Source organism: Mesorhizobium sp. M0768 (genome assembly GCF_040320195.1).
Classification (GTDB): domain Bacteria; phylum Pseudomonadota; class Alphaproteobacteria; order Rhizobiales; family Rhizobiaceae; genus Mesorhizobium.
Window position 1 is genome coordinate 28,665 of record NZ_JAMYPD010000042.1, and the last position, 13,346, is coordinate 42,010.

A 13,346-nucleotide genomic window follows, 5' to 3' on the forward strand; every position below is an offset into this window, starting at 1 on the left:
GCTCATGTCTCACAGCAGGAGGATAAAGCATGTCGAACGCATTTTCAGTGAATGTTCAAGAGCATGAACAGCGCTATTCCAAAGAACACTATGAGGCGGCGTCCGCATTTTTCTACGCCAAGCCCCTTGTTTTGGCCCAGTTAGATGCTGCGCCCCCCAGTGACGACACGATCGCCAACGCTCAAGGGACAGTGCAGTTTCACCTCATCGGCCAAAAAACCGAAGATCCGACGTACAGCGGCACCCTCAATGAGAATCAGGACAATCTACTGGCAATAGGAGGAATTATTAACGACTACATGCATACCCATTATGCGAACATCGATGCACAGAAGCTTGATATCAACACATGGACCGATGTTGTTGGCAACATTCCAGATCTCTCTATGGGCAGGCAAAAACTGAAGAGTTTTTCAAAAAAGGTGGCCGGGACGTCGGTCTCAGCTACTTTCCTCTCGCTGATTGCCAAGGCGATCATTACCGACGGGGCATCGTTGCTGCTGGATTTCCAGTCCTTTCTTACAGAAATGGGGAATCTCACCTTCAGTGCAAACGGCAAGGCGCAGCGATACAAGGCGCTGACATGCACCTACCAGAGCTACCTTCTCGATAATGGGGCAGGCGGATATTACGACTACGGAGCAATCGTTCTGCGGCAGATCGAGTTCAAAGAGCACTTCCTCGAGCTGAAATCCTCTTGTTCGTCGACCCACTACGTCCGCGTCGACATGGACTATGCCGAGGTCACCAATCTTGTTCAGACCCGTCGGATCCGCAAAGGCGGCCCCGATCACGAAAACTTCCAGGAGCTTGTGAATAAGAACTCCACCGACCAGTTCAAGAAGGCCAAGAACTTTTTCAACGGTGGCTCGACGCCGCAACAAGACATCAAGCCGCAGGTCTGATCGTCAGGCCTTTGATCGCGAAAGCAGCGCACCCAACCAATAGCGTGGATTTGGACGAACGTCGCCCGCATCATGGATGCGATAGAGCGGTCCGGTAAGCCCTTGCGAACTACCGATGCTCTGTCGCGCCCCCGGTGCCGGCGAACTCCGGTCCCGCTTCCATAGGGAAGCAGACATGAACCCATTCGCAAAAACAGCTGCGGGCCTTTTCCTGGTGATCGGCCCGCAGAGCAGCCAACCGCTCGAGGCGGAGAGGATTTGCTCTGCCATGGTCCAGAAACTATTCGAAGACCAAACCCGGACTCTGGATTCTCGAGCATGGCAGAATGCCGCGCAAATGGTGCCGAACCAGGTGGAAACCGCCACGACTTCAAGAACGCTAAACCGCACGATGGACGTGGCGGAATTGCCCAGTGCCTTTGCGTCAATTTGCGCGAATGCCGCCGACGGCAATGAAGCTGGCGCCGGTCTGGCAAAGGCAATCCGTAGCTATCTGAGCAAACACGGCGAACCGACGGCGTTCAATTGCCTCGTCCTAGATCAATCCGACTCCGCGGAAGTCCGTCTATCTTTAACCTGCCTTGCCGTGGTCGAAGTTGGAAGCGCTGACAGTCTCGCCATCACCTCGATATTGCTCTCCGCATCGCTGAACCTGTCAAACGAGCAAACGCAATCCACTATCGCGCAGGTTTTCGGCCGTTTCAGCTCGCCGAGCGACTCACCGTACTACCTGCGCTTGTTCTCCAGCCGGCGGTCCCACAGTCAGAGACGTAGCGACATTCTGCAATAGACCCAAGGGCAAACAGAGGAATAGCTGATTGCGTCTGCGCCGCGTTGGTGGCTGCGGGAAATGACATCAAAAGGCTGCGCGAAGAAATAGCGTGGGAGGGCGAGGTGACCGTATAAACTGCGCATTTTCCATACAATTTCGGCCTTCGGGGAGACGGACTATGCACGATATTATCGACGTCCCGCAGAACGTCGGCGATTTTGCTGTGTGCTTGGCAGAATCTGGCGTCAATACAGTAATCCGGTACTACAACCATCGGAATATTACACCCTTTCCCTCAAAATGTCTGACAGGGGAGGAACTCGCCGCCCTTCATGGTGCTGGAATATCGGTAGCTGTGGCCTTCGAGCAGCGGGGTGGCGCGGGCGGCAATATCAGAGACTTGCATGGTGCGGCTGGAGAGCGAGACTCCGGTCGTGCGCTTGATCTGGCCGCCGCGTTGGGACAGCCCGAAGGCTCCGGAATCTATTTTGCAGTCGATTGGGACTACCACACACCACAGCATCTTGCACGAATAGCACCCTACTTCAGGAGTGTGCGGAATGCGTTGGCTGGCCGTTATCTCGTTGGCGTTTACGGATCGGGCACGGTCGGACACCACATGAAGCGCCAGGGGCTGGTGGACCATATATGGCTCTCTGGCTCGTTGGGATGGTCCGGAACGAGACAAGCGCTCAAGCAGGGGGATTGGTCGCTTTTCCAAAAGTTTATGGAAAAGCGTTCCGAGATCGGGGGCTTCGGATACGATGGAAATGTCGTCAATCCGGCCCTTGAAAACTTTGGTCAATTTGGGCCGGCAGGTACTCTCCCCTCTCGCGACGCGAAGGAACGTCTGCGTTGTTCAAAGTTGCTGCGCGAGGAGCGCTAAATCTTCGCTCCCGGCCGGGCAAGAGCTTTCGCATGGTCGATTCCTCCCGAACGGTACAAGGCACGCCCACGCCTTGTCAGGCTGCACCGGAAGCTTCTCCCGCTGCATCTTCGTCATCGATATCCCGGCATCGTTCATCCCTTCACAAACCGCTTGCCTTACGGCGCCATAATGAAAGAGGATTATGAAAGGCTCCGAACCTGTATTCTCGTGGACACCCTCGGCCTTCCATAAACGACCGTTTGCGAAAGGAAGCTCCATGCTGATCGGCTATGCCCGGGTGAGCAAAGGCGACGAGCAGTCCAACAAAGGCGCAGATCAAGGCGCTCACCGATGCCGGTAGCGAACGGATCTTTGAAGAGGAAGCTTCCGGCGGTCGATGGGAGCGCCCCGAACTGCACCGGATGCTTGATCAATTGAGGGAAGTCGATGTCGCGTGGCACTTATACGCGAGAATGCGGCAGTTCACCTGTGTTCAGCGGGCTTAGACGAGCTCAAGAGCAGAAACGATAGGAGGCCAAAGGCAGTCGGCGTCCAGTTCGTGTTCCGCGCGACCGCCTGATGTTCGAAGGGCTGAGAGACAAAATATCGGCTCATCCTCGATGTCTCGACTTGGACCGAGTACTCGAGACGACGCCCCATAGAGCCTTGGCATTGATATTCCGCCAGTTGAACTCTTGTTTGCCGACTTTTGTCGGTTTGGATCATCGAGGAGCTCCGCATGGGTAAGATGGTCGTGTTGAAGCCAGTCGTTTGGAACAGCAATGGCTATCTCGGCCCCATCGGCGGAACCACGTCGAGCGGTTATGCCGGAGTTCATGGCTATGGCCACGAGGAATGGAATGGTCGGTCCGATTGGGTCTGGAAGGGCTGGAAAGTTTTTCACACCCAAGGGAAAGGCCGAATGTTCAGTTATGCCGACGAGGGCAACCTCGGCATCATCATGACGACGATGAGGGACGGTCAGTTCTATGCTGTAGGTGCCGCATGCGCCATTTATCAGAATGATGAGAACGATCGAGCGGCAATTGCCAAAGAGCTGGATCTGCGTAGGAACGGCAATGCACTCTGGAAGTTACCAGGGATCAAAAGCCTCAAGAAGAACAAGGCAGCTTTCGACGCCCATTGGGAGGATGCGTACGAATGGGTCCAATGGCGTTGTCCACAATCGCACTTCGTCTGGTTCAGCCCGTCGATTTTAATCATCCCTGACGACATCATACCCTCGAAACCTCCGTCGCCGCCTCGGCAGGCAATTATCAAGATGCATGGGAGCTACCAAGCGGTGAGGCCTGATCAAGCCTTGGCCATTATCGCCGAAAGGCTGCCATCTTCGCATCCAATCTTAGCGTGGCTATCGACGGATGATTTCGACGACGTGCGGGACCGGAGCGTCCGCAATGCGCCTCCACCTAGGGGCAAAGGGAGGAAAAGCGCTGGAACGGCCACCGATCCATACACCCGCTACCTCCAGGAAAATGAATTCCAAATTACGCCCAAGCATCATCACCTGCAGTCGGCTTTCGAGGCGTTTCTCAAAGCGTCCAACGCCACGCAAGTTGTACCCAACATGGAATGGGTCGATGTCCGCTATCACGACGCGCAATTCGGACCGGTGCTGGCAGAGATCAAGCCGACCGACCCGCTGACGATCCGTTTCGCGATACGGGCCGCAATTGGCCAACTGCTCGACTACCATCAGAAGCAAGAGGGCAATCCGCGACTCCTCGTTGTGACCGACTGCAGGCCATCGAATCCGGACGATCTCGCCTTAGCAACGGACAACGGCTTCGGCCTGGCATGGCGAGACGGGAAGAAATTCGAATTCCGATGGCCATCGCACCAAAATAGGCGCGACAAAAGGGGGTCATTGATCAATCGGTAACCGATCTTAGTAAAACTTAACTCCCAAGGTCTGGGCGACCTGCCCGTAATCTAGCCGGCGGAGGCCATACTGACGAGGAGACGACAGCCGATCGCAAGGAGCGTCGGGACAAGGCGAAGCCCGGCGGCGCCAAGCCGGGACATAAGGGTCACAGCCGCCCTGAGCGAGGATTTCGATCGCCCTGGCTGCCGGGCCAGTCTGTCGAGCGATCTTGCTGCCGAATCCGTCAGCGAACACTATAAGATCGAGCTTCCCGCGATCAGGCCTTCGATTGAACGCCATCGGCGTCTGGCAGTCCGTTGCCTGTCCTGCGACACGCTGGTCGTCGCTTTCGCCAGCTTCGACTGGTTGCCTTTGACGGCGATCACGTACTGGCCGCCGCCCTCCCGCGCATCAGAATGCCTCGCGACCATGCTGACCTACCTCCACTGCTCGATCCGGCGGATACGCCTGTCATTGGCTGCCGCACGAAGGCGCGGCTTCACGAACCGCTCCTGCGGGGGCGATCGGAGATCTGCCATCGCCGTTCCCCGTGAAAAAAAATCGGAGCAAAATGCGTGCCGAATTGGCGTATCGTCTGCGCTGCACCGATTCTCGGTACCGGTGACCCGCCCTCTCTCCCTTTTGGTAGGGCTTCCGACATTCTTGCCCAGCTCGGCTGACGGAGGCCGGCAGCCTGCTGCTGACCGATCTTCCGCGGGCGAGAGAGCTCGAATCGCGCTCCGTTCCATTCGATCTTCCGGGTCCGATCGCCAAGGGCGGACGGCTGCGGCGCATTCGCATTCCCCGCCGCGTGCTGGCCTTGATCGGCGACTATGTCGATCTCGAGCGCACGATCTTGGCCGAGCGGTCGGAACCTTCAGTGTCCGATCCGCTCTGGTTGATGCCTGAGGACAGGAAGGCCGTCGATACGACCGGAAGACGCGTTCGGCTCGACCGCCTGACGCCTGGCGAACGCCGCAAGGTGCTCATCGGCGGGCCCGGCAGGGCGCAGCATGCCTTGCTCTGGCTGACCGAAGGCGGCCAGCCCGTGCCCTCGGCAACTTGGGAAGCCGCCTTTCGCCGGGCCTGCGCCCGCTGCCGCCGCTTCGGCATTGATCTCGACGTGACGCCGCACACGCTGCGGCACGTCTTCGCCGTCAACATGCTTTCCATGTTGACGGCGAGCAGATCGGGACCGTGTTCGATCCGCAGGATCGGCATGGCGCGGCCTATCGGCGGATTCTCGGCGATCCTCTGCAGAAGCTCCAGCACCTCCTGGGGCACGCGAGTGTCACCAGCACCTACATTTATCTCGACAGCCTCGCCGAGGCGCAGGAACTGGTCGAGGCGGCCGCAGATCGCTGGGCCGAAGATACGGCCGGTGATGTGGAATGACCACTGCGGTAGCTATGTCGGTGCGGCGGCCGGGCCGCCGTGCGCTCTTCCCCGAGGCGTTAGCTGATCCTGAGGGCGAGGCCGCCGCTGCGATCGCGTCGCTGCGCTTCACGGTTATCCTCGCGGACCGCAGCATGACGATCGACCTGACGATGCTCGCCGGCCGCAAGGCATTGGCCCGGACGCTGGCGGGGGCGCTCTGGCGCGCCTGCCAGGTCGAAGGTCCGGCCGGCTCGGTTTCGACGGCCTACGCCTATTCCAATGCGCTCAAGATGTTCTGGCGCTATCTCGATTCCGACAGTCCGCGCGTTGCACGCCTTGCGGACGTGAGTGCTGCCTGCATGGATCGCTTCGCCGTCGGCCATAGCGTCGTGGTCGCGGCCAATCATTATGCCGACATCCCCGCACTTCGCCATCTGCACGAAGCGACCATCGCCGACGCCATGAGCGATGCACTCGACGCCGCCCTGCGCCCGTGCGTCCTGTCGTCGGACGAGGAAGCTGCCGTCCGCGCCGATCCGGCGGCCATCGGTCTGCCAGTCTCGGGAGCGGCTGCCGTTCAGGCCCTGTTGAGCGGCGAGCAGGACGTCTGGCTCGCCAGTTGCGGTGGCTTCTACAGGAGTCCGTTCGGCGCCGAGGGAGGGGCCTGTCCATCGCCGTTCTGGGGCTGTCTCGCATGCAACAACGCGGTGATCACCGCCCGCAAGCTGCCTGCGCTTTTGGCCTTCCTCACCTTCATCCGGGCGCAGAGACAGACACTCAGCGAAGCCGACTGGGCGACCAAGTTCGGCCGCGTTCATGGCCGGATCGCCGGTCAGATCCTGCCCCGGTTCAGTGATGCCGAGATCGAGCGGGCTCGTCAGGTCGCCGCTTCGGGCGCTGCGCTCATCTACCTGCCGCCCGAAGCGGGAGCCCCGTGATGCCAGGGTTCGCGAAGCGCTCGCCGCAGCCGTCGCTGCCGTCGGCCATCTATGGAGACGACGAGCCTGTGCTCGCCGGCATCGCGATCAGAGACGAGGCCGACCGCACGCCGCTTCCCCGCTTCGGCGACGATCACTGGGATTTGGGCGCCGCCATTTCCGGGTGAACGCGCGCTATTCCAATTACCGGCTCAACTTCACCCGCATCACCGATCCGGTGACGCGGCGGCTGGCGAAGGAGTATGTGATCGCCCGGCTGCGCATCCATGTGCCGGGATATCGGGCGCCCTGCGGCGCGACCTCGGCGATCCGTTTGCTGCACTATGTCCAGCATTTTGCGGCGTTTCTCATTGCACGGATCGGCGCGGTCGATCTGAGCCGGATAGATCAGGCGTTGCTCAACGCCTATCTCATCCATGCCCGTGACGGCGGGCGACGAACGCCCCATGAGACGGTGAAGTATGTCGAGGTGCCGATTGACCTGCATCACCTGTCGCCATGGCTGACCGGCGGCGGGATCGGTTTTCTTCCCTGGCGTGGGCGCGCGGCTCACCGCGTTGCCGGCCGTCCGCCGGCGCCCGCCGAGAACGCCACGCCGCGCATTCCCGAGCCGATCATCGGCGCCATGCTGCGTTGGGCGCACAAGTATGTCGAGGTCTATGCACCCGATATCCTCGTCGCGCGGACGGAGTTGGATGCTCTCGAAGCCCGCTGCGCCCGGTTGATCGCGCGGGACACACGGACCGGACGGGCCGTCGCCAAGACCTATCGCGCCCGCGTGGCGAAGTGGCTCGACGCGCGCCGGGCCGCCGGCAGGGGCGTGCCGATCTGGGAGCGCGCGCCCAACGCCGCCCGCCGGATTGATCCGCTGACCGGCCAGGTGATCCCGCCCTACAATCTCCACCTGATGCGCCTGCATGCTGGCGCGCCAGAGAGCGGTCGCGTCAGCCAGTCCGATCGGACTGCACAGCTGATCGATGAAGCGGCTGCCGAACTCGGGATCGAGGTTGGCGGCCTCGACACGCCAATCTCGAGCGATCCCGACACCGGCTTGCTATGGCGCGAGCGCTTCGACGGGCTGAGCCTCGCCCGCGAGGAGCGCATGCTGCAAGGTGCTTGCTATGTGGTCTGTGCCTATCTCACCGGCATGCGCGACAGCGAGGTGCAGGCCATGCAGCCGGTTGCGTGTCGGCGGTGCGCAGCGCTGACGGCCTGGTCGAGCGCTACCGGGTGCGCAGCACCGTCTACAAACGTCATGGCGCGCGCGGCGTCACGGCCGACTGGATCACGATCGAACCCGTCGCCCGGGCCGTCGCGGTAATGGAGGTTCTCTCGGCACGCAATCGCAAGGAGAAGGGGCTCTCATCCCTATGGGTGACCCTGAAGGACTGGCCCTGGAGCGCCGATCATCTCGGCATAGGTGCGGCACCGACGCTCAACCTGTTCCGCGACAGCCTGGATGCGCGCTCCGGAGACACACCGGCAATCCCGCGCATCGCAGACGAGCCCTGGAAGTTCACGACGCGGCAATTGCGCCGAACCGTCGCTTGGTACATCGCCAACCGGCCGTTCGGCACCGTCGCGGACAAGATCCAGTACAAGCACGCCTCGATCGCCATCTTCGAGGGCTATGCGGCTCAAGGCAGGCCGACTTCCGCCTCGCCGTCGAGCGTGAGCGCGCACTCGGCCAGCTCGACGATATCGTCGTCCATTACGAGGCGTTTCTTCGCGATGAGGGTCCGGCTGGACCGGGTGCCGCGCGGTTGCGGCGCGAGTTCGCCTATGTGCAGGACGAGCTTGGCGATCTTCCCGGCCGGATAATGGACCGCAAGCGACTGCGCACGATGCTGGCCCATCTCGGCCGGACCTTGCACGTGGGTTTCCTCAACGACTGCCTGTTCGAAGCCGCGACCGCGCTTTGCCTTACGGAAGCGCCGGAGACCGAGCGACCGGCGCCGGCCTTGTCCCGATGCAGCCCTGATCGATGCCCGAACGCCTGCTTGACCGTCCGGCATCGTGAGCCCTGGCAGGCCTCGATCGCAGAAGGCGAAGCGCTGCTTGCCGACCGGCGCCTCTCACCGCTCCAGCACACAGCGATCCTGCGGGACCACGAGCGCAAGCGCCGGCTGATTGCACCTCTCCTGGATGGTGAGGCATGACTGCGCTCGGGCCAAAGAGCGAAGCGGCGCTAAGGGCGGCCATGGAGCGGCTGCTCGACGGCCGGCCCGATCGCACCGACGGCGCGCTTACCGTCTCCAACCTGGCGCGCGAGGCCAGCGTCAGCCGAGCAACAGCGAACCGTGCGGTAGATCTTCTCGCCGAGTTTCGTGCTGCCGAAGCGCGCCACCGGCGATCATCTCCTCAAGCACTGAAGGACCGCGTCCGCTCCCTCGAAGCCGAGCTCCGGGCCGTGCGCGGTGCCGAGATGGCCGAACTGCGCGCGCTCACCCGCACGCTCGCGCAGCACATCCAGGTGCTGACGTTACAGGTTGCCGAGCGTGACGCTGTGATTGCCGGCCTGCAAGGATGAACTGGCGCTGTCGAATGAGGCCAAGGTTGTTCCGCTGCAGCGCCCGCCGCGAGGCGGCGCTGGCTGAGAGCCACGCAACATCCTCACCGCCGGCCGGTCCTGCGGCCATCGGTCATGCCCGACGTCTCCTGTGCTCGCCCGTCGAGGCAGGGGCTCGGTTGTGGCAGACGCTGCCGGGCCGTCAACCCTGTTCCGCACCAGTAACCGAGAACAGGGTGTGACGGCCCGGCTCGCCGCGTCTGCCCCTGCCGCTTCGCCCTCGACGGAGAGGGCGAGCACAGGAGGCACCCATGACCACCGATCGCAACAGCCAGACCCGGACCGTCAACGATATCTATGAGCGCGTCACCAACCAGATCATTGCCGCCATCGAGACCGGCGCCGGCGAGTACCGGATGCCCTGGCATCACGACGGGTCGGCCATCACCACGCCCGTCAACGTCGCCTCACGCAAGACCTATCGCGGCGTCAACGTCATCACCCTTTGGGTTGCGGCGCATGCGGCCGATTATCCCGCCGGCATCTGGGGCACCTATCGCCAATGGCATGAACTCGGCGCTCAGGTTCGCAAGGGCGAGCGCGGCCACCTCGTCGTGTTCTGGAAGACGAGCGATCGCAGCGGCGGCACAGATCGTCAGGACGACGGGGAGGATCACGACACGCCCGCACGGCGCCTGTTTGCCCGTGGCTACACCGTCTTCAATGCCGCCCAGGTCGACGGATATACACCGCCCGAGATGCAGCTGCTGCCGATGGCCGAGCGGATCGAGCACGCCGAGCGATTCTGCGCCGCCCTTGGCATCGACATCCGCCACGGCGGATCGCAGGCCTGTTACATCCCATCCAGGGATCATGTGCAGATGCCCGAGTTCGCCTGCTTCCGGGATGCCGTCGCCTACTACGCCGTGCTGCTCCACGAATGCGGACACGCTTCCGGCGCCAGGCATCGCCTCGACCGCGATCTCTCCGGACGGTTTGGCTCGGCCGCCTACGCCATGGAGGAATGCACGGTCGAACTTCTCAGCGCCATGATCTGCGCCGACCTCAGCCTCAGCGTCGAACCGAGGCCCGATCATGCCCGCTACATCGCCTCCTGGCTCCAGGTGCTGCGGTCCGACAAGCGCGCCATCTTCACGGCGGCAAGCAAGGCGCAACAGATCGCCGATTGGATGCACGCCCAGCAGACCGACGCTCAGCAGGACGAGGTCCGGGGCGCCGCATAGGCGCCCCCAGACGAAGTTCTCGTCCGAATGATGATAGCGGACATGGTGGATGAACTTCGCCATCGGGTCGTCGCCGAAGCCGGCACTATTGGTGCGCTGGCCCATATGCCTTGATGGGTGAGTTTGACCTCGCCATTCTCGACATCAACATTGGCGGTTTTGGCGTCGATCCCATTGCTGAGACCATCGAAAGGCGAGGGCGCCCTTTTCTGTTCATCACGGGCTATGGGCAGCAGCATCTTCCCTCCTTGTTCCGCCGAAGACCAGTGCTGAGAAGCCAGTCTCCATCGATAAACTACGGGAAACGATCAATTCCCTCTCCTGACGACGGATGAAAGTGAGCAGTAAAACGGCGTGGCGAACTTATTCAGTCCCGCGTGGATAACGTGAGATGCACGGCCATCATTTGCCTATTCTCAAATAGACCCCCCTCAGGCTGCACGAGGATTAACACCGCGGGTGTCTCTAAGAGACGGCAGTCACCAGTTGTGCCAAGGCAAATGGCTTCTGCAGAAGGACGCTGCTCGGGACACCTTCGGAAGGCCATTCGTTACCAGTGCCTGCGGTCATGTACACGACCGCAAATCCGGGGCGATCTTCCTCGCCTTCCGAGCCGCTTCCCAGCTGTTCATGCTGCCGATCGGGTAAACCACGCGCCCGGTAGTCCGCCTGCCCACTTTGAAGTCGGTTCACCGCCTCATGGGCGGATGTCACCATTGCCGGCTGGTAACCGCGTTCCGTCAGGGCATCATGGACGAGCTCCTGGATCGTCTCGTCAACTTCCACAACGAGAATGATTGGACGTTCTTCCACTCGCCTTTCCCCCTCAGCGACACACACCGACCCAGGCCTCAATACGCGTAGCACCAGCGTCTGGTTCCCTGGCATCGTACACAGGCTGTAAGGGCCTCGCGCATCGGGGTGCGCGAGGCCGGTGAACGTCTTTGGCCGAGCCAAAGCCTCCGCCCGTTCACTCCTGACAAGTACTCTTCGATCATGATATATTTTGCGGATCGTGAACGATCTCGTAGAGTCTGTGAACCGTGGGAAGCAGCTGAAGGGTATAGGCGCTTAGCGTGATTACCTTGACCCATCCTTTCATCAACGATCCCAAGTATTGGCACGAGCGAGCTGAGGAGCTTCGCTCCATCGCGAAACTCCTGGATGACACAGAAGCCAAACGGCAAATGCGTGCCATTGCTGCGAGCTATGATCGTCTCGCCGACCATATGCAACAGCGGTCTAAAGAGACCAAAGTGGTGAAGCGAGCGCGCATCAACAGTAACCAAGGAGTCGACCATTTCATGCTCGATCAGCTGAAGCAAAACAACCGCGTTTGGGCCGAGGGCAAGCTCGCGGTCGATCCCGGCTTCTTCAAGAGACTGGTGGGGCAGCAGAGGCCCGAATATCTGTGGATCGGCTGCTCCGATAGCCGGGTACCCGCGAACGAGATCGTGGGGCTGGACCCCGGCGAGATGTTTGTTCACCGCAACGTCGCCAACCTCGCCCCGCCCCAGGATGCGAATTATCTGTCGGTGCTGCAGTTCGCCGTCGACGTGCTCAAGGTGAAGCACGTGCTGGTCGTCGGCCACTATGGCTGCGGAGGCATAGCCGCTGCAGTGGATGGCGAGCGCCGGGGCCTCGTCGACCACTGGCTCCATCCGATCCGCGAAGTCGCCCACGACCACAAGGACGAGCTGGCCGCCTACACCGACGACCGAGAACGGCTGAACCGGCTCTGCGAGCTCAACGTCATCCGCCAGGTTAGGAACGTCGCGTCCGACGTCTTCGTTCAGGATGCTTGGGCGCGCGGCCAGCCATTGGCGGTACATGGCTGGGTCTATTCGCTGTCGAGCGGGCTCATCACCGATCTGAATGTGACTGTGACCGGCGGGCCGGTATCGCCCGGATGATAAGCGATTCAGGCGTCATTCGCGTAGGAGTAGTGAACACTTGCGCACTGCCATCCGTCACCTCTTGCGTCAGCTCGGCCGATCGAGCACCACACCAGCCCGGGGCGAAACTGCTCTCTCGTTCGGCGAGGACGTCGCCGAGCTGGCCTGCTGTGCCGGTTGAACGACCGCCAACGTGCCTCAGCAATTCGCGCGTCTGTCTCACGAGCCAAGATCGCCCCGAAGCCCGCGGTTTTTCAGGAAAACGCCGCCGAAAATCCGGCTGAGACAACTTGACTGTTCAGATAACGCGCCGAGCAGGTGAAGACGCTGGAGATCGAGAACGGACGCCTCCACCTGCGAGCGGTTACAGGTCCGGACTATGGGCAGGATTTTCGATGAAGAGCTGATCGCGGCCGTGCAGAAGATCGCCGGCAACGGTACCGGCGACACCCGCTGGAAGATTCCTGGCGTGCTCGACTGGTCAACGGGAATCTACAATCCGAATGTCGACATTTCCAATGCCACGACGACGCTCTATGCGTCCGACCGTGATGTCTTTGTCTTCCTCGTCGACGACCTGAATCCGATCGAAGCCGGCAAGCTGCCCGATGGCTCGCCCGACGTCTTTTTCAGGGGGTTTTATTGCTGGAACTCGGAGGTCGGCGCCCGCACGCTTGGAATCGCCAGCTTCTATCTACGTGCAGTGTGCCAGAATCGTTGCCTCTGGGGCGTGCAGGATTTCCAGGAAATCATTATCCGGCATTCCAAATATGCCGCCTCGCGTTTTGCCCTGGAAGCCGAGACAGCGCTGATCCAGTTCGCGGAGTCTTCGCCCATGCCGTTCGTCAATGGCATCAAGGCTTCGCGGGAGCGTGTCGTCGCTCGGGACGACGAAGATCGCCAAAGCTTCCTGCGCAAGCGCGGCTTCTCCAAGGCGGAGACGACGAAGATCA

General features: G+C 61.3%; 14 protein-coding genes and 2 pseudogenes. 15 read left to right on the top strand and 1 reads right to left on the bottom strand.

Annotation, left to right across the window (positions count from 1 at the left end; translation table 11 throughout):
• The first annotated feature begins 29 nt into the window (after positions 1-29).
• The 13 genes from NKI08_RS30785 to NKI08_RS30850 all read left to right on the top strand — a co-directional run bounded on the left by NKI08_RS30785 (position 30) and on the right by NKI08_RS30850 (position 10,498).
• Positions 30-905 carry an Evf family palmitoylated virulence factor gene (locus NKI08_RS30785; protein WP_352496684.1) on the top strand — a complete coding sequence of 292 codons (876 nt, stop codon included), beginning with the start codon at positions 30-32 and terminating at the stop codon, positions 903-905.
• A gap of 175 nt (positions 906-1,080) precedes the next feature.
• Complete coding sequence (locus NKI08_RS30790) at positions 1,081-1,695, top strand: glutamate acetyltransferase (RefSeq protein ID WP_352774764.1); 615 nt, start codon at positions 1,081-1,083, stop codon at positions 1,693-1,695.
• Between the two features lie 160 nt (positions 1,696-1,855).
• Complete coding sequence (locus tag NKI08_RS30795) at positions 1,856-2,563, top strand: DUF1906 domain-containing protein (protein WP_352774766.1); 708 nt, start codon at positions 1,856-1,858, stop codon at positions 2,561-2,563.
• Between the two features lie 350 nt (positions 2,564-2,913).
• On the top strand, positions 2,914-3,051 hold the full coding sequence (locus tag NKI08_RS34785) for a hypothetical protein (RefSeq protein WP_502899688.1): 138 nt from the start codon (positions 2,914-2,916) through the stop codon (positions 3,049-3,051).
• A gap of 233 nt (positions 3,052-3,284) precedes the next feature.
• A complete protein-coding gene (locus NKI08_RS30805) occupies positions 3,285-4,448 on the top strand; it encodes a hypothetical protein (RefSeq protein WP_352774767.1) in 1,164 nt (387 codons plus the stop codon).
• 1,179 nt (positions 4,449-5,627) lie between these two features.
• Complete coding sequence (locus NKI08_RS30815) at positions 5,628-5,825, top strand: hypothetical protein (RefSeq protein WP_352774769.1); 198 nt, start codon at positions 5,628-5,630, stop codon at positions 5,823-5,825.
• On the top strand, positions 5,822-6,745 hold the full coding sequence (locus NKI08_RS30820) for a hypothetical protein (RefSeq protein ID WP_352774770.1): 924 nt from the start codon (positions 5,822-5,824) through the stop codon (positions 6,743-6,745). The genes NKI08_RS30815 and NKI08_RS30820 overlap by 4 nt, the downstream gene beginning before the upstream one ends.
• Complete coding sequence (locus NKI08_RS30825; RefSeq protein WP_352774772.1) at positions 6,745-6,912, top strand: hypothetical protein; 168 nt, start codon at positions 6,745-6,747, stop codon at positions 6,910-6,912. The genes NKI08_RS30820 and NKI08_RS30825 overlap by 1 nt, the downstream gene beginning before the upstream one ends.
• On the top strand, positions 6,909-8,066 hold the full coding sequence (locus tag NKI08_RS30830; protein WP_352774774.1) for a hypothetical protein: 1,158 nt from the start codon (positions 6,909-6,911) through the stop codon (positions 8,064-8,066). The genes NKI08_RS30825 and NKI08_RS30830 overlap by 4 nt, the downstream gene beginning before the upstream one ends.
• A complete protein-coding gene (locus tag NKI08_RS30835) occupies positions 8,066-8,566 on the top strand; it encodes a hypothetical protein (protein WP_352774776.1) in 501 nt (166 codons plus the stop codon). Before NKI08_RS30830 ends, NKI08_RS30835 begins: the two co-directional genes overlap by 1 nt.
• Positions 8,566-8,904 carry a hypothetical protein gene (locus NKI08_RS30840; protein ID WP_352774778.1) on the top strand — a complete coding sequence of 113 codons (339 nt, stop codon included), beginning with the start codon at positions 8,566-8,568 and terminating at the stop codon, positions 8,902-8,904. The genes NKI08_RS30835 and NKI08_RS30840 overlap by 1 nt, the downstream gene beginning before the upstream one ends.
• The gene (locus NKI08_RS30845) at positions 8,901-9,275 is read left to right on the top strand and encodes a hypothetical protein (RefSeq protein ID WP_352509597.1); all 375 of its coding nucleotides are present in this window, start codon (positions 8,901-8,903) and stop codon (positions 9,273-9,275) included. Before NKI08_RS30840 ends, NKI08_RS30845 begins: the two co-directional genes overlap by 4 nt.
• Before the next feature lie 290 nt (positions 9,276-9,565).
• Positions 9,566-10,498, top strand: coding sequence for an ArdC family protein (locus NKI08_RS30850; RefSeq protein WP_352774780.1), 933 nt, complete (start codon positions 9,566-9,568; stop codon positions 10,496-10,498).
• A 465-nt stretch (positions 10,499-10,963) separates the two neighbouring features.
• Here NKI08_RS30850 and NKI08_RS30855 read toward each other — a convergent pair whose 3' ends face one another.
• On the bottom strand, positions 10,964-11,311 hold the full coding sequence (locus NKI08_RS30855) for a response regulator (protein WP_352774782.1): 348 nt from the start codon (positions 11,309-11,311) through the stop codon (positions 10,964-10,966).
• Positions 11,312-11,772: 461 nt separating this feature from the next.
• On the opposite strand from NKI08_RS30855, the pseudogene NKI08_RS30860 reads away from it, so the two are divergent.
• Together NKI08_RS30860 and NKI08_RS30865 are read left to right on the top strand one after the other, a co-directional pair.
• A pseudogene (locus NKI08_RS30860) lies at positions 11,773-12,395 on the top strand (carbonic anhydrase); the annotation flags it as partial.
• A 304-nt stretch (positions 12,396-12,699) separates the two neighbouring features.
• Positions 12,700-13,346 (top strand): annotated as a pseudogene (locus NKI08_RS30865) (DUF932 domain-containing protein); the annotation flags it as partial.